General features: G+C 61.3%; 13 protein-coding genes. 1 reads left to right on the top strand and 12 read right to left on the bottom strand.

All coding sequences use genetic code 11. From position 1 onward, the window contains the following. Positions 1-92 precede the first annotated feature (92 nt). Positions 93-1,682 carry a glutamate--cysteine ligase gene (gshA, locus tag JSY17_RS18305; protein ID WP_117183164.1) on the top strand — a complete coding sequence of 530 codons (1,590 nt, stop codon included), beginning with the start codon at positions 93-95 and terminating at the stop codon, positions 1,680-1,682. Positions 1,683-1,745: 63 nt separating this feature from the next. Here the strand turns inward: gshA and JSY17_RS18310 are convergent, their stop codons facing one another. The 12 genes from JSY17_RS18310 to JSY17_RS18365 form a co-directional block, all read right to left on the bottom strand. After that, positions 1,746-2,912, bottom strand: a complete 1,167-nt coding sequence (locus JSY17_RS18310; RefSeq protein WP_206402720.1) for an AAA family ATPase — start codon at positions 2,910-2,912, stop codon at positions 1,746-1,748. 269 nt (positions 2,913-3,181) lie between these two features. Then, complete coding sequence (locus tag JSY17_RS18315; protein WP_206402718.1) at positions 3,182-4,639, bottom strand: NAD-dependent succinate-semialdehyde dehydrogenase; 1,458 nt, start codon at positions 4,637-4,639, stop codon at positions 3,182-3,184. A gap of 114 nt (positions 4,640-4,753) precedes the next feature. Then, entirely contained in the window at positions 4,754-5,911 is a 1,158-nt protein-coding gene (gene argE / locus JSY17_RS18320; protein ID WP_206402716.1) for an acetylornithine deacetylase, read from the bottom strand. Beyond that, a complete protein-coding gene (locus JSY17_RS18325) occupies positions 5,908-7,062 on the bottom strand; it encodes an NAD(P)/FAD-dependent oxidoreductase (protein WP_206402714.1) in 1,155 nt (384 codons plus the stop codon). The genes argE and JSY17_RS18325 overlap by 4 nt, the downstream gene beginning before the upstream one ends. Then, on the bottom strand, positions 7,059-8,465 hold the full coding sequence (locus JSY17_RS18330) for an FAD/NAD(P)-dependent oxidoreductase (protein WP_206402712.1): 1,407 nt from the start codon (positions 8,463-8,465) through the stop codon (positions 7,059-7,061). Before JSY17_RS18330 ends, JSY17_RS18325 begins: the two co-directional genes overlap by 4 nt. Then, positions 8,447-8,755 (bottom strand): (2Fe-2S)-binding protein, encoded by a 309-nt coding sequence (locus JSY17_RS18335; protein ID WP_206402711.1) that lies wholly within the window; start codon positions 8,753-8,755, stop codon positions 8,447-8,449. The genes JSY17_RS18330 and JSY17_RS18335 overlap by 19 nt, the downstream gene beginning before the upstream one ends. Beyond that, positions 8,752-10,593 (bottom strand): ABC transporter ATP-binding protein, encoded by a 1,842-nt coding sequence (locus tag JSY17_RS18340; RefSeq protein WP_117183157.1) that lies wholly within the window; start codon positions 10,591-10,593, stop codon positions 8,752-8,754. Before JSY17_RS18340 ends, JSY17_RS18335 begins: the two co-directional genes overlap by 4 nt. A gap of 1 nt (position 10,594) precedes the next feature. After that, on the bottom strand, positions 10,595-11,470 hold the full coding sequence (locus JSY17_RS18345; protein ID WP_117183156.1) for an ABC transporter permease: 876 nt from the start codon (positions 11,468-11,470) through the stop codon (positions 10,595-10,597). Then, positions 11,467-12,423 (bottom strand): ABC transporter permease, encoded by a 957-nt coding sequence (locus JSY17_RS18350; protein WP_025262410.1) that lies wholly within the window; start codon positions 12,421-12,423, stop codon positions 11,467-11,469. Before JSY17_RS18350 ends, JSY17_RS18345 begins: the two co-directional genes overlap by 4 nt. A 32-nt stretch (positions 12,424-12,455) precedes the next feature. Next, on the bottom strand, positions 12,456-14,093 hold the full coding sequence (locus JSY17_RS18355) for an ABC transporter substrate-binding protein (RefSeq protein WP_117167497.1): 1,638 nt from the start codon (positions 14,091-14,093) through the stop codon (positions 12,456-12,458). Positions 14,094-14,186: 93 nt separating this feature from the next. Then, entirely contained in the window at positions 14,187-15,461 is a 1,275-nt protein-coding gene (locus tag JSY17_RS18360; protein ID WP_206402710.1) for an NAD(P)/FAD-dependent oxidoreductase, read from the bottom strand. 36 nt (positions 15,462-15,497) lie between these two features. Then, the gene (locus JSY17_RS18365; protein ID WP_117167495.1) at positions 15,498-16,166 is read right to left on the bottom strand and encodes a haloacid dehalogenase type II; all 669 of its coding nucleotides are present in this window, start codon (positions 16,164-16,166) and stop codon (positions 15,498-15,500) included. Between the last annotated feature and the right edge of the window lie 147 nt (positions 16,167-16,313).

A 16,313-nucleotide genomic window follows, 5' to 3' on the forward strand; every position in this document is an offset into this window, starting at 1 on the left:
GACCAGGCGACAACGCCAGTTCCTTTCTTCACCCTTGTAGACCGTTCTGTCCACCCCCATATTGGGGCGACCGATGCGTGAAGGAATCCACCTTGAGCGAATTTCTCAACCGCCGCCTGGCTCTTCTTGGCGAGCGTAACAACCTCTCTCTGCTGGAGCAGTGCCTGCACGGTATCGAGCGAGAATGCCTGCGCGTTACCGACCAGGCACGTCTGGCACAGACGCCCCACCCGCAATCTCTGGGTGCAGCACTGACCAATGGACTGATCACCACCGATTATTCCGAATCGCTGCTGGAGTTCATCACTCCGGCCCTGACAGATCCCGCACAGACCCTCGACAGCCTGGACAGGATTCATCGCTTCGCCTACAGCAAGCTGAACGATGAGTTTCTCTGGAGCCCTTCGATGCCGTGCCCGTTGCCGGCCGAAGAAGATATTCCGATTGCCTATTACGGCACCTCGAACATCGGCAAGCTCAAGTACGTGTACCGCAAGGGTCTGGCGCTGCGTTATGGCAAGACCATGCAGTGCATTGCAGGGATTCATTACAACTTCTCGCTGCCGGAGGACGTCTGGTCACTGCTCAAGCAGACCGAAGACTTCGACGGCGACTCCCGGGATTACCAGTCGCATTCCTACATCGCACTGATCCGTAACTTCCGACGCTATAGCTGGCTGCTGATGTACCTGTTCGGCGCTTCGCCGGCACTGGACGCCGGTTTCCTGCGTGGCCGCGCCCATCAGCTGGAGCATTTCGACGCCGATACGCTGTATCTGCCCTACGCCACCAGCCTGCGCATGAGCGATCTGGGTTATCAGAGCAAGGCGCAGGCCGACCTGACGCCGTGCTACAACGATCTGGTGAGTTACACCGACAGCCTGCGCAGAGCGGTGGCAACGCCTTACGCGCCGTATGTGGAAACCGGCACCCACGACAGCAATGGCGAGTGGATACAGCTCAACACCAACGTGTTGCAGATCGAAAACGAGTATTACTCCAACATTCGCCCCAAGCGCGTGACCTATTCGGGCGAACGTCCGATCCAGGCGCTGATGGCCCGTGGAGTGCAGTACGTCGAGGTCCGCTGCCTGGACATCAACCCGTTCCTGCCAACCGGTATCAATCTGGAACAGGCCCGCTTCATCGATGCCTTCATCCTGTTCTGTGCCCTTGAAGAAAGCCCGCAACTGGCAAGCCACGAATGCTCCAACGCGGGCTCCAACTTCCTGTCCGTGGTCAAGGAAGGTCGTCGTCCGGGCCTGACATTGCAGCGCGATCATTCGAGTATCGAGCTGAAAACCTGGGCAACCGAGCTTCTGGAGAGAATCACGCCATTGGCCCGGTTGCTGGACAAGGCCCAGAACAGCGACGAGCACATCCGGTCGATTGCAGCCCAGCAGGCGAAGATCGATGACCCGTCACTGACGCCTTCGGCACAAGTGCTGGCCAGCATGCGGGAGAATGAAGAAGGCTTCACCGCCTTCTCGTTCCGTCAGAGTCAGAAGCATGCCGAATACTTCCGCAATCACCCGCTGAGCGCAGAAGATCAGGCACAGTTCGAAGAACTGGCAAAGACCTCAATTGCGGAACAGGCTGAACTGGAAGAAACCGAAGAAGTCGTGGATTTCGACATCTTCGTGGGTGCGTATCAGGCGAGCATTCTGTCGATCAGTAACTGATCGGCACTCATACGCACGTCATGCAGGAGCGTGCCGCCCAGGGCAAGCGCGCTCCTGCCTGTTTCAATCATGCCAATGCCAGGCGGGCGCATCCAGCGGCCCCTGGCCTTGTACTTCTGTCTGACCCAAAGTCTTTTGCAGGACGATCTTCTGGCAGTCTTCATGGCGGCTCAGCTCCCTGATCAGGATGCTCGAGTGAGACACCACCCAGACCTGACAGCGCTGCGAAGCACGGATGATCAGCCGCGCCAGTGCTGGCAGCAGATCGACATGCAGACTGGTTTCCGGCTCGTTCAAGACCATCATCGACGGTGGTCGAGGCGTCAGCAGTGCGGCCATGAGCAGCAGATAACGCAGTGTCCCGTCCGAAAGCTCGGCCGCCGTCAGGGGGCGAAGCAGCCCGTGCTGATGAAAGAGCAGGCTGAACAACCCTCCAGGCGTTGCATCGATTTCCAGCCGGGTGCCGGGAAATGCATCCTCAAGCGCCTGCTGCAGATCCTCCACTTCGCCCACTTCAATGATGGTCTGCAAAGCCGCTGCCAGGTTTCGTCCATCATGGTTCAGCACCGGCGTGCGGGTGCCCAGTTGCGGCTGGCGAACCGGAGCGTCCCGGTCGATACGGAAATGGTCATAGAAGCGCCAGCCCGTTATAAGCGCCCGCATTTCGGCGATTTCGGCAAAGTTTCTCGGGCTGCCCAGTTGCGCAAACAGGCTGTCGAAGGGTTGTCCATGTTGTTGCAGGATTTCCCAGTCACGGCCCTGACGCGCCCGGATCATCGGCCCCTTGCGATCCACCAGCAATGAAGCCGGTCGGTATAGAGGCCCGGCCCAGATGCATTCCCGCTTGATCTCCGGGTCCAGCATGAACGCGGTCGGGTATGGAAGTGGTTCAGGCAGCCCCAGGGAAATGGCAAAACCGAAGTCCTCGGTGGCAAACCCCAGGCGCAGGCGTTTCGACTCCCGTCGCACGGACGCCTCCAGCGGCACCTCACCTCTTTTCATGCGCGAGCTTATGACTTCAGGACCGGCCCACCAGGTCGAATCGAGTCCGCCCTCATGGGCCAGGGCTTCAACCACACCGCCCTGAGCCGTCTCCGCCAGCAGCCGCAAAGCCTTGTAGAGATTGGACTTGCCGCTCCCGTTATCGCCCGTAACCAGATTGAGCCGCTCCAAAGGCACAATCAGGCTATTGATCGAGCGGTAATTGGCAACGGCCAGAGTTTTCAACATGGGTGTGATGGCTCCTGAATCCATGGAGCCGAACTATCGCCCACCGCTCTGAAGCACTGCAACCGGTGTTCTGCCCGGCAGGAGAAAACAATCGCCGTCCTGCATCGAGCGGTAAAACGGCCTACAACCTGATGCCGATCAACTCACCTTGTGGGAGGCAGCTTGCTGGCAACTTTCACGCGGCGCTGAAAATGTGTTGCCTTCAGCAAACGTCGCGGCCAAGGCCCCTCCCGCAAGTGACAGCCATGCCCCACTGATCGGAACCAGACCTACAGCCCACCCACATGAAACGCCTTCACTTCCAGATATTCGTCCAGTCCGTAGCTCGAACCTTCGCGGCCCAGGCCTGACTGTTTGATCCCGCCGAAGGGCGCGACTTCCATGGAGATGATTCCGGTGTTGAGCCCGACCATGCCGAACTCCAGCGCCTCGCCAAAGCGCCATGAACGGCGCAGGTCCTGGGTGAAGTAATAAGCACCCAGTCCGTAAGGCGTCGCGTTGGCCAGGGCCAGGGCTTCGGCTTCGTCACTGAAGCGCATCAGCGGGGCGACCGGGCCGAAGGTTTCTTCGTTGGCGAGCAGCATTCCGGCATGGGTATCGCCCAGGACCGTCGGTTGCACGAACTGGTTATCGCCATCCGGCAGACCACCGAACAGCAGCTTCGCACCCTGGCTCAGGGCGTCATCGATGTGCCGGGCAACCTTGTTGACTGCCGCCGAATTGATCAGCGGACCAATGGTGACACCTTCCTCCAGACCGTTGCCGACCTTGAGTTTCGCGACCTCTTCCACCAGCCGCTGGGCAAAACGGTCATAGATACCGTCCTGTACCAGAATGCGGTTTGCGCAGACGCAGGTCTGCCCGGCGTTACGGAATTTGCTGAGCATGATGCCGGCCACGGCCTGCTCCAGATCGGCATCATCGAACACGATAAACGGCGCGTTGCCACCCAGCTCCAGACTCAGGCGCTTGATGTGCTCGGCACTCTGGCGCATCAGCAAACGGCCTACCGGCGTCGAGCCGGTAAAGGAAATCTTGCGCACCACCGGGTTGCCGGTCAGTTCTTCGCCAATCCCGGTGGGCAAACCGGTAATGACGTTGAACACACCCGCCGCAATCCCCACCCGCTCGGCCAGCACCGCCAGCGCCAGGGCCGACAGCGGCGTCAGGTCCGACGGTTTGACGATAATCGGGCAACCCGCCGCCAGTGCCGGGGCGCATTTGCGGGTGATCATCGCATTGGGGAAGTTCCAGGGTGTGATCGCCGCGCAGACACCCACCGGTTGCTTGAGGGTCATCAAACGGCGGTCGGCGCTGGGCGTCGGGATGGTTTCGCCATAAGAGCGGCGGGCTTCTTCGGCGAACCATTTGACGAAGCTGGCCCCGTAACGGATTTCACCTCGGGACTCGTTGAGCGGCTTGCCCTGCTCAAGGGTCATGATCAGCGCCAGGTCTTCAAGGTTGTCGAGCATGGCCTGACACCAGCGCTCCAGCAGCAGCGCACGCTCGGCAGCAGGACGTGCGCGCCAGGCCGGCCAGGCCCGTTCGGCAGCCTCGATGGCGCGACGAGTTTCTGCGCCCGAAAGGGCCGGAACCTGCGCCAGGCTTTCACCCGTTGCCGGGTCAGTCACGGTCAGGGTTGCACCGTCATCGGCGGTAATCCACTGCCCGTCGACGTAGGCGCGTTCCACCAGCAGGCTGGGGTCTTTCAACTGATTCTTGAGCATGATCGAGTCCTGTTCCGGGATGACTGCCAGTCTAAGCAGCCGCCACAGTCCAGGATGCTGAAAGCGGCGAACCAGCAGTGTCGGATGCTGAAATTCGCCGCCCCACGGCAGCCTCTACTGCCGCAACGAACCCAGCAGACTCTGCAGGAAACGTTCGCCAGCGGTCATCTGGCTGACCTCGATAAACTCGTCGGGCTTGTGGGCCTGCTCGATGGAACCCGGCCCGCAGACCACCACCGGCACATTGAGTCGTCCGGCGAACAGGCCACCTTCGGTGCCATAGGAAACCTTGATGTGCTGCGTTCCAGGCTCGGCGAAGGAGTGCAGCAGGCGCACGGCCTCGACACTGGGGTGCGTTTCCAGCGCCGGGTACTCGTTCATGATTTCAATTTCGATGTCCGCCACGCCGGACAGTTGCCGGGCCTCGCGCACCAGCACTTCGGCACGCTCCCGCAATTGCGCCAGCAGCAGATCGGGGTCATCCCCCGGCAGGTTGCGGTACTCGAACTCCAGGGTGCAGAGGTTCGGCACGATATTCAGCGCCTTGCCGCCGTCGATACGGCCGATATGCACGGTGCTGTAAGGAATGTCATAGCCTTCGTCCCGCGCGCCTTGTTGCTCGACCAGTGTCTGGCTCTTGCGCAGTTCGGCAATGAAATCGCTGGCCAGATGAATCGCGTTGACCGCGCGCGGAGCCAGCGAGGAATGCGCTTCCTGTCCACGGCAGTAGGTGCGATAGGAGCTTTTGCCCTTATGGCCGATGGCGAACTGCATCAGGGTCGGCTCACCGACCACGCACAGAAAGGGCCGTAACGGGGCCAGATGCAGCACATCCAGCAAGCGCCGCACGCCGACGCAGCCAATCTCTTCATCGTGGGACAGCGCCAGTTGCAGCGGTCGACTGAGGGTCATGTCCGCCGCATCGAGCATGGCGTCGATGGCCAGGGCAATGAAGCCCTTCATGTCGCAGGTGCCACGGCCATAAATGCGTCCGTCGCGTACCGTCGCTTCAAACGGCGGCACGGTCCAGGCCTGACCGACAGCGGGCACCACGTCGGTATGGCCGGACAGCAGCACGCCCGGCTGTTGCCGTGGGCCGGTACTGGCAAACAGGTTGGCCTTCTTGCCGGTTTCGTCCTTGACGATCAACGACTCGATGCCCTTGCCCGCCAGCAGGTCGCGAACGTATTCGATCAGCGCCATGTTCGACTCCGACGACACCGTATCGAAGGCAATCAGGCGCTTGAGAATTTCCAGTGCACGGGGCGTCATGAGGCTTTACTCGCTTGCTGGTCGGCCAGGGCGAAACGACGAATATCGAAAGAGCCAATGGACGTGGTGGTGCTCCCGGTGCTGATCAGCTCGGCCATCACGTCACCCACGCCCGGACCGAGCTGGAAGCCGTGACCGCAGAAGCCGAAGGCATAGAACAGACCGTCCACCGCGCCGCTACGGCCCATGACCGGCAGCGAATCCGGCGTATAGCCTTCGATGCCGCTCCACACCCGAATGATGTTCAGATTACCCACGCCCGGCAGCAACCGGCGCATCTGTTGCACCTGATTGATGATGCTGCGCGGCTCGACGTAGGCGCGCCGGTTGATCATGTCCGGTTTGCTGCGAAAGCCACCGCCGATAATGATGTTGCCCCGAGGGATCTGCCGGAAATAGATCACCTCATGGGCAATCTTTGTGTAGACGCCGATCACTGTCGGCAGCGCGTAAGGCACAGGTTCGGTCACTGCCATTTGCGGGCCATTGGTCTCTAGCGGAACCGGCTCGCCGAACTGTTCGGACAGTTTCTGCCCCCAGGCGCCCGCGGTGATCAGCAGATTGTCGGCAGTAAAGATCCGGCCATCGGTGGTGCTGACCTCAAACTCGCCACCGACCTTTTGCACATGGGCGACCTCGGTACGCTCCTCGATCCGCGCCCCGGCCCGAACCGCGGCACGGGCAAAGGCCGGTGCGGCAAGACGCGGGTTGGCGTGACCGTCGTGCGGCGCGTAGGAGCCACCTTTCACGTCAGGCCCCAGGAACGGGAAACGCTCATGCAGCTCCTTGCCACTGTAGATTCGCAGATCCAGCTCCCGGGCTTCGGGCGCGGCGGCATAGGCTTCCAGTTCCGGGATTTCATCTTCGCGGTAACAGACCCGCATATGCCCCGAAGGAATGAACTCCAGATCGTCGTCGATCAGTTCCGGCAAGCGCTTCCACAGCCCCCAGGAGCGGTTGGCCAGTTCCAGCTGACCGAGAAAACGGCCCTGACGACGGACGTTGCCAAAGTTAACGCCACTGGCGTACTGGCCAATCATGTCGCGCTCCAGCAAGGTCACCGACTGGCCGCGCTGGCGCAGGAAGAAGGCCGAAGACGACCCCATGATCCCGCCACCAATGATCAGCACATCGACTTTCGGCTGCTTCATGACACCACCTCATCTGTGAGCATGGACAAGGGTTTGACCGGCGCCTGCCCGCGCTGCCGTCCGACCTGTTCGACCGGCACACCCGCAGCGGCAGCAATCACTTCAGCGCCCGCTTGGGAGCAATAACGCCCTTGGCAGCGCCCCATCCCAACCCGGCTGAAGGCCTTGGCCCGGTTGACCTCACAGGCGCCCTTCTGGCGCACGACGCCCCGAAGTTCACCCGCGCTGATCATTTCGCAACGGCAGACAATCGCATCGTCAGGCAAGGCCCGGGCCTGAGCGGCAGGCCATGGAAAGGCTTCGGTCAGCCCGACACGGAAACGATCCATGACTTCCAGATCCTTGCGCACCTGGGCCTGACGCCCCGGATCCACCGGTATATCCAGATCCTGCAGCACGGCCAGGGCCGCCAGACGCCCAGCCTGCTCGGCTGCATCGGCACCGCGGATCTTCGCCCCATCGCCTGCGGCGTAGACGCCTTTGACCGAAGTCCGGCCCTCTTCATCGACGGCCAGCAGCCATTGCCCGGAATCCTGATCGAAACGCAACTGGCAACCTGCCAGATCGGCCAGTTGAGTTTCAGGACGCAGGTGATACCCGAGGGCCAGGGCATCGCAGTCGACCGTCAGGGACGAACCATTGGCCAGGCGCACCCTCACGCCGCTGACGCCTTGCTGCTCATCCCCCAGGATCTGCTCAGGCTGAACGCCCATATGCACCGGCACCTTGGCGCTATAAAGCCGGGCCAGCAGTTTCATGCCATTGAACATCACCCCCGGACGCGCCATCAGTTTGGGCAGTGCGCCGATTCGCTTGCCGAAGGGCGAAGTATCGAGCACTGCCGCCACCTCGGCCCCCGCCTTCACGTACTGGCTGGCGACCAGATACAGCAACGGACCGCTGCCCATGAACACGACCCGGCTGCCAATGGATACCGACTGTGCCTTGAGGGCAATCTGCGCGCCGCCCAGGCTGTAGGTTCCCGCCAGTTGCCAGCCCTTGATGGGCATCAACCGGTCAGTGGCACCGGTACACAGAATCAGTGCATCGAAATCCTGAACGGTATGCAGACCCTGGCTGACACAGCACAACTGGCCAGGCGTCAGGTTCCAGGCCAGGGTGTCGGGCCGGTAGTCGATCTGCGCACGCAGGCGGTCGAAACTCTCATGCAGCGCGCGGGCCTTGGGCGCTTCGGTGCCATACAGCGCCGCATAGTCGCGCTTGAAACCCTCGGGCTGACGTCGGTAGATCTGCCCGCCATCACGGCGGTTTTCATCGATCAGAATCGGCTTGAGACCCGCCGCCAGCAGCGTCTCGGCACACCGGGTACCCGCAGGCCCGGCACCGATGATGACGACTCTGGCAGCCTTGGGGTCTGCAACGCCTAACCGTGAAGTGGCCATGATGCCTCCGGTTGTGTAGTGACGATATCCAGCCCCTCGCGGACTTCATTGGAGCAGGCGCGCAGGCGCTCGCCGCTGCGGGTCCATACCCAACAATCCTGACAGGCACCCATCAGACAGAAGCCGGCACGACGTCCCGGATCGAACTCGGACTGGCGCAAGGCTGCGCCCTGAGTCAGCACGGCGACCATCAGGGTGTCACCCTGCAAGGCTTCGACGGACAGGCCATCGACTTTGAGGCTGACAGTGGGCCGATCACGCTCGCCCAACCTTACGAAACGCCCTTTCATGCATAGGCTCCCACGGTCACGATGTTCAGGTTCTCTTGTGCGCCCTGCAGTTCGGCGCTTTCACGATGACACAGGATTTCGCTGCCTCCACCGATCTGGCGACGCCCCGGCGCAACCTTGTTGCACAAGCCCTCGACACGCACAGGGCAGCGATTGAGGAAGGTGCACAGGTCCGTATCACGGGCGGCGGCACTGGTCGGCGGCAGCTTGCCGCAATGGGAAGAACAACCTTCCAGCCAGCCCTGACGCAGCTCCGGTACCGAACTCACCAGCAAGTCCGTGTAAGGATGGAAAGGCGCCTTGCTGAAGGATTCGCAACTACCCTCCTCGACCTTGTGGCCGCTGTACATCACCACAATGTCGTCGCACAGGGCGCGCACAGTGGAGATGTCATGGCTGATGAACAGGTAGGAAACCCCCAGTTCGCGCCGCAGGTCGCCCAGGAGTTCAAGAATCGCTGCGCCGACCACGGTATCCAGCGCCGAAGTCACCTCATCGCAGAGGATCAGATCCGGCTTGGCCGCCAGGGCGCGGGCCAGGTTGATACGCTGTTTCTGCCCGCCGGACAGTTCGTTGGGGCGGCGCTCGGCCAACTCGCGCGGCAGACGCACCAGATCCATCAACTCATCGATACGCTGGCGCAAGGCCTGGCCCTTGAGGCCGAAGTACATTTTCAGGGGCCGGGCCAGGATGGTACTGACGCTGTGCATCGGATTGAGTGCCGTATCGGCATTCTGGAACACCATCTGGATACGACGAAACTGCTCTGGCGTACGCCCGGCAAGGGTCCCGGACAATTCGGCACCATCGAATACCAGGCTGCCGCGTGCCGGATCCAGCAAGCCGGCAACCACACGCGCCAGGGTCGACTTGCCCGAACCGGACTCCCCGATCACGCCAATGGCCTGGCCACGGCGAATGGTCAGGTCGATGTCTTCGAGCACACGAATCATCGGCAGGCCTTGCAGGTTCTTCTTGCCGTAACCGGCTGTCATGCCCTTGATGGTCAGCAGCACACTGTCCCTGGCCACATCGCTGGGCGGGCTCAAGGTTGCATCTGGGCGGGCGGCGGCCAGCAGGCTACGGGTATAGGCTTCTTCAGGGCCTTTGAGCAGCGCCGAAGTGCTGCTTTTTTCGATGATCTGCCCGCCGTTGAGCACAACGATCTGGTCCGCCATCTGCGCCACGACCGCCAGATCATGGGAGACATACACCGCCGTCGCGCCCCGCTCGCGCACTACCCGCTTGAACGCACGCAGCACGTCGATCTGAGTGGTCACGTCCAGCGCCGTGGTGGGCTCGTCGAGAATCACCAGCAACGGGTCGCTGATCAGCGCCATGGCCGCCATGACCCGCTGCAACTGACCACCCGACACCTGATGCGGATAACGCTGGCCGATCTGCTCCGGGTTGGGCAGTGCCAGATCACGGAACAGCTCGACGGCCTTGGCTTCCAGCGCCATCCGGTTGCCCAGGCCATGAATCAGCGCGCCTTCGATCACCTGATCGATCAGTCGCTTGGCCGGATTGAAAGCGGCGGCAGCGCTTTGCGCGATGTAAGACACCCGATTGCCACGCAAACCCTGCAATTGGCTTTCCGGCAGGCTGAGCATGTCGTGCTCGCCAACCTGCACCACGCCACCGGCCAGACGACAGCCACGTCGCGCATAACCCAGCAGTGCCAGGGCGATGGTGGTCTTGCCGGAGCCGGACTCACCGATCAGCGCCAGCACTTCGCCTTTTTCCAGCGCGAAACTCACGCCTTTGACGATCTCGGTTTCCCCATGCTCGCCGCTGGCAACCACACGCAGGTCTTGCACACTGATCAATTCACTCATCTCATCGACCTCCTGCGCGGCGACTGCGGCCTGATGACAGCCGGTCGATGAAGAGATTGACGCCGATGGTCAGCGTGCCAATGGCCAGTGCCGGAATCACGATGGCAGGAGCGCCCTGATTGAGTCCGCCGATGTTCTCACGCACCAGCGAACCCAGATCGGCATCCGGAGGCTGTACGCCCAGCCCCAGAAAGCTCATGCCGCTGAGCAAAAGCACGATGAAACCGAAACGCAGACCCAGGTCGGTCATCACCGGGTTGAGCATGTTGGGCAGGATTTCGTGACAGGCAATGTAAATGCGGCTTTCTCCACGGGTACGGGCCACTTGCACATACTCCAGCGCCTCGATATTCACCGCCAGACTGCGCGCAATGCGAAAGGCACCGGGCATGAAGCTCAGCACCGCCGTGCAGATCAGCAGAGTGATGGACGAGCCGAAGGCCGACACCATGATCAACGCCAGCATCTTGCTGGGGATCGAGATAAAGGCGTCCATGAGCCGACTGATGATTTCGTCCAGCCATTTGGGCGCAACCACTGACAGCAGCGCGAAGAGCGTGCCGATACCGCTGGCAAGAACTGCGGCAACCAGGGCGAGGCCGATGGTGAAACGCGCACCGACCAGCACCCGGCTGAGCATGTCGCGCCCCAGATAATCGGTGCCGAACAGGTGCGTGGTGCTGATGGCATCGAACACGTTGTCGGACACCACTTCGCCCACCGAATAAGGTGCCAGCCATGGGCCGAAAACCGCGACCAGCAGCCATATGAAACACATCGCCGCGCCGGTCAGGCCCAGCCAGGAGGGTCCGTGGGATATCTTGCCCAGCGCCAGGTCCGGCGCGGCTGGCGTCGACTTCACAATGACATCTCTCATTGGGTTCTCAGCCTCGGATTGGAAAGGATTGCACACAGGTCGGCGAGCAGCACCAACCCCAGATAAGCCGAGCAGAACAGCATGGTGCAGGCTTGCACCAGCGCCATGTCCCGGTTGGTCACGGCATCGACCATCAGGCTGGCAATGCCGGGATAATTGAAGATGGTTTCGACGATCACCACGCCGCCCAGCAGGTAGGACAGGCTCAATGCCACGGCATTGGCAATCGGCCCGATGGCGTTGGGCAAGGCATGTTGCAGCACGATGCGCGTGGGGCTGACGCCCTTGAGCCGGGCCATCTCGACATATGGGCTGTCGAGCTGGTCAATGACGGCAGCGCGGGTCATGCGCGCCATCTGGGCGACGATGACGCAGCACAGGGTCATCACCGGCAAGGCATAAGTGCGGATGAACTGCAGCGGCGAGCTGACATCACTGGCATAGGACAACGCCGACAGCCAGCCCAGGTTCACGGCAAAGATCAGCACCGCCAGGGTCGCCACCAGAAACTCGGGCACCGCCACCAGCGCCAGGGTGATGAAACTCAGGGCGCTGTCCAGACGACCGCCACGCCCCATGGCCGAGCCGATTCCCAGCGCCAGGGCAACCGGCACCGACACCAGCGCGGTGGTAGCCGCCAGCATCAGGGTGTTGGGAAAACGCCCGGCGATCAGGTCGGTCACCGGCATGGCATTGGAGACCGACTCCCCCATGTTGCCGCCCAGCAGGTTCATCAGCCATTGCAGGTAACGCACCACACCCGGCTGATCCAGACCCAGCTTGATGCGCAGGGCCGCAACCTGTTCAGGGGTCGCGAACTGCCCGAGGGCGGCTTGCGCCGCGTCGCCGGGCAACACTGCCGTAATGGCGAACACCACCACGGAAACAATCAACAAGGTCACGATCGCAGCGCCCAGGCGCTGGACGATCAGCCAGAATGTGTTGCTATTCATCTGCCTGCTCCCGCATCAGTCCACAGCCGTTGTCACGCGTCCAGCCACACCTGCTCGCTGAACATGTAGCCCATGAAGCCGCCCAGCGGGTTGCTGGAGTAACCCTGGATACGTTTGTCCACGCCGTCGATATTGCTGATGAACACCGGGATGCCGATGCCGCAGTGCTGACTGACCAGCGCCTGCATGTCGCCATACATCTTGCCGCGCTTTTCATCGTCGGTTTCGCCACGGGCCAGCATCAGCAACTGGTCGAACTGATCGTTCTTCCAGGCCGACTCGTTCCACGGCGCGGAGGACTGGAAGAACTGCGAGAAAATCACGTCGGCATTCGGGCGCGGGTTGATGTTGCCGAAGCTCAGCGGATGCTTCATCCAGTGATTGGACCAGTAGCCATCGCTGGGCAGACGGTTGACGTTAAGGGTCAGCCCGGCCTGTTTGGCCGACTGTTGCAGCAGCACGGCAATATCCACCGAACCTGTTGCAGCAGGCGATGCCGCCACCGGCATGGTGATCTTTTCCAGCCCGGCTTTCTTGAGCAGGAATTTTGCTTTTTCCGGGTCGTACTGACGCTGCGGCAGGTCGGCATTGAAGTAGCGCGAACCAGGCGCAATCGGGTGGTCGTTACCTACCCGGGCGTAACCACGGAATACCGCAGACTTGACCTGTTCGCGATCCAGCAGGTACTTCATGGCCTCGGTAAATTCGGGGCTCTTGCCGGGCATCTGGTCCTGACGAATGATCAGGTCGGTGTAGTTGCCAGACGGCGCATCCACGACCCGGTGACCGGCACTGGCGGCAATGCGGGTGGTGGAGCGCGGGTTGACCTCGTTGATCATGTGCACGTCGCCGGACAGCAACGCATTGACCCGCGATGGCTCGTCGCCGATGGCAATGAATTCGATCTCGTCCAGATACGGCAGGCCGGGTTTCCAGTAGTTCGGGTTGCGGGCGCTGACGGAACGCACGCCCGGCGTGAACTCCTTGACCGTGAACGGGCCGGTGCCGATGCCCTTGCTGAAGTCGGTGGTACCTTCGGGCACGATCAGCAGGTGCGACACCGCCAGGATCGACGGCAGTTCGGCGTTGGGAGAACTCAGGGTGATCTGGACTTCCAGCGGACCGGTCGCCTTGATCTCGGAGAACTGCGCCATCAGCGGCATGACTTTCGAGCCGGTCACCGGGTCCTTGTGGCGCGACAGGGAGAACACCACATCGGCGGCGCTCAGCGGCTTGCCGTTATGGAAAGTGACGTCCTTGCGCAAGGTGATGGTCCACACCGTTGCGTTGCTGTTTTCGATCTTCTCGGCCAGTTCCGGATGCGGCACCAGATGGCTGTCGAAACGGGTCAGGCCGTTGTAGAACATGAAATGGCGAACATAGTCGGTGGACAACGCGCCCTTGGCCGGGTCGAGGGTATCGGCCGTGGAGCTGGACATACCTGCCACACGAATGCGTCCGCCCGGCTTGCCTTTCACCGGGGCCGCATCGTCATCGGCAAACACTTTCCCCGCCGCACCGAACAGGCTGGTGGAGCCTGCCGCCATGACACCTGCAACGCCCAGCATGCGCAATGCATCGCGACGCGACAGACCGCGATTGAGTCCCTCGAAAACCCGCAGGCTGTCCTGGCCGGAAATCAACGGGGAATCATTTTTCTTGTCAGCCATATCAGTTCTACCTGTCGAAAAAGGGAATGTCCGAGTTGCTCACGGTTGACCGGAGCGTCCTTTAAGCACACACGACGACGGTGAAACAAAAACTCAGTAGCGACTGTCCTGATAGCGGTAATACGCCCCCACCAGCGGCAGAAACCACGGTTTGCCAAAGTGGCCGGGAATCGCCGGCCAGCTCAGGTCGCGCCAGGGGTTGGCCTGAGCCTTGCCGTCCATGACTTGCGCCATGACCTGGCCCATGTGCACCGACATCTGCACGCCATGGCCGCTGTAGCCCATCGAGTAGAAAACCCCGTCGTGTTCGCCGGCACGCGGCAGGCGGTCGGAAGTCATATCCACCAGCCCGCCCCAGCAGTAATCGATCTTCACATGGGCCAGTTGCGGGAACATCTGCACCATGGCCGCCTGCAGCACCTTGCCGCTCTTGGCGTCGGAACTGCTGTTGGACATTGCAAAGCGCGCACGGCCGCCAAACAGCAAACGGTTATCGGGGGTAAGACGGAAATAGTTGCCGATCAGACGGCTGGTGACGTAGGCGCGCCGGTTCGGGAACAGACGATCGATCAGCTCCTGAGGCAGTACCTCGGTGGCAATCACGAAACTGCCGACCGGGACGATGCGGCGGCGATACCAGCCCAGACCGCCATGCTGGCAAGCGCCAGTGGCCAGCAATACTTGCCCGGCCTGGATCGAGCCTTTGGAGGTGTTGACCACAAAGCCGTTGCCGCGGGCTTTCCAGTCCTTGACCAGAGCGTCCTGATAGACCCGGGCACCATGGCGCACCGCCGCATCGGCCAGCCCCACGCCAAAACGCCCGACATGAATCTGCACGCCGTTGCGCTGCAACAGGCCGCCGTGAAACTCGTCAGAATCGATCTCGGCGCGCACATCCTGAGCCGAGAGCAGCTCCACATCGGCATCCACTTCACGCCGAATCAGCTCGCAGGTGCGTGCCAGCCCTTCGTAATGACCGGGTTTGGCGGCCAGCTTGAGCTTGCCGTTACGCTTGATGTCGCAGGCGATGTTCTCCTGCTCGATCACATCGACCACGCTCTGCACTGCGCTTTCATAAGCCTTGTAATACTCGCGGGCCTGATCGGCACCCAGGCTCTGGCTCAACGAAGCATAGTCCTGGGCAACGCCGGTATTGCACTGCCCGCCATTGCGTCCGGAGGCTTCGCCGATCACCCGGCCCGCCTCCAGAACCACCACGCTGGCGCCTTTCAAGGCCAAGGCACGAGCTGCCGCAAGTCCGGTAAAACCGCCACCGACAATCACCACATCTGCCTGCCCTTCCACCGCGCCATCGCAGGCACCGGTAAAGGCCGGAGCAGTATCGAGCCAGTAGGACTCACTGTGCATCTCGTTCTCCTCGTCGCTTGATGGAAAGCACCGCTCTTACAGACCGACCAGTCCGGCCAGGCCGCCAATGTCCGGGATCTGGTGATACTCATAGAAACTGTTGGCCGGCTGTTCGTGGCCTCGGGCCACAAATGCCTTGTTCCTTATCTTCATGTCATGGGCCGAGAACAGGTCGTAACGGAAGCTCGAAGACACATGCAAGATGTCTTCCGGGCCACAGCCGAGGTTGTCGAGCATGTATTCGAAAGCGGCCAGACGCGGTTTGTAGACCTGAGCCTGTTCGGCGGTGAAAACCTTGTAGAAAGGCGCGCCAAGCTTGTCGACGTTGGACATGATCTGGCTGTCGCTGGCGTTGGAGAAAATCACCAACGGGATCTTGTCGGCAATTTTCGACAGGCCGGCCGGCACATCGGCATGCGGGCCCCAGGTCGGGACGGCGTCGTAATAGAGCTGGCCTTCGCCACGGTATTCAACGTTCCAGCGCTTGCAGGTACGTGCCAGAGCGACCTTCAGGATTTCGTCATACGGCATCCACTCACCCATGACCTGATCCAGGCGATAGGCCGAAAAATCTTTCACGAACTGGTCCATCTGCTCGACAGGTACACGGTCGGCGAACAGCTCGCGGGTCATGGTGCCCATGTGGAAGTTGGTCAAGGTGCCGTAGCAATCGAACGTAATGAATTTTGGTCGAAGAAAGCTCATTTTGTGCGGTCCTGAAGTTCGTTGAGGTCATGGCAAGACGCGCAATCAACCCGGTCGAAACGATCGTTGATGCACGCTGAAGCACAGCTTCATTACAACACCGTGAAATCAGCAGATGGCGTTAAAAGCGCTGGCTGGTTGATAGAA

This window comes from Pseudomonas capsici, assembly GCF_017165765.1.
GTDB classification, from domain to species: domain Bacteria; phylum Pseudomonadota; class Gammaproteobacteria; order Pseudomonadales; family Pseudomonadaceae; genus Aquipseudomonas; species Aquipseudomonas capsici.

Bases quoted from the DNA above. Each gene is read 5' to 3' on its own strand.
- JSY17_RS18310 (WP_206402720.1), bottom strand. From the start codon at position 2,912: ATGTTGAAAACTCTGGCCGTTGCCAATTACCGCTCGATCAATAGCCTG.
- JSY17_RS18355 (WP_117167497.1), bottom strand. From the start codon at position 14,093: ATGGCTGACAAGAAAAATGATTCCCCGTTGATTTCCGGCCAGGACAGC.
- JSY17_RS18315 (WP_206402718.1), bottom strand. From the start codon at position 4,639: ATGCTCAAGAATCAGTTGAAAGACCCCAGCCTGCTGGTGGAACGCGCC.
- JSY17_RS18350 (WP_025262410.1), bottom strand. From the start codon at position 12,423: ATGAATAGCAACACATTCTGGCTGATCGTCCAGCGCCTGGGCGCTGCG.
- JSY17_RS18330 (WP_206402712.1), bottom strand. From the start codon at position 8,465: ATGGCCACTTCACGGTTAGGCGTTGCAGACCCCAAGGCTGCCAGAGTC.
- JSY17_RS18365 (WP_117167495.1), bottom strand. From the start codon at position 16,166: ATGAGCTTTCTTCGACCAAAATTCATTACGTTCGATTGCTACGGCACC.
- JSY17_RS18340 (WP_117183157.1), bottom strand. From the start codon at position 10,593: ATGAGTGAATTGATCAGTGTGCAAGACCTGCGTGTGGTTGCCAGCGGC.
- argE (WP_206402716.1), bottom strand. From the start codon at position 5,911: ATGACGCCCCGTGCACTGGAAATTCTCAAGCGCCTGATTGCCTTCGAT.
- JSY17_RS18335 (WP_206402711.1), bottom strand. From the start codon at position 8,755: ATGAAAGGGCGTTTCGTAAGGTTGGGCGAGCGTGATCGGCCCACTGTC.
- JSY17_RS18325 (WP_206402714.1), bottom strand. From the start codon at position 7,062: ATGAAGCAGCCGAAAGTCGATGTGCTGATCATTGGTGGCGGGATCATG.
- JSY17_RS18345 (WP_117183156.1), bottom strand. From the start codon at position 11,470: ATGAGAGATGTCATTGTGAAGTCGACGCCAGCCGCGCCGGACCTGGCG.
- JSY17_RS18360 (WP_206402710.1), bottom strand. From the start codon at position 15,461: ATGCACAGTGAGTCCTACTGGCTCGATACTGCTCCGGCCTTTACCGGT.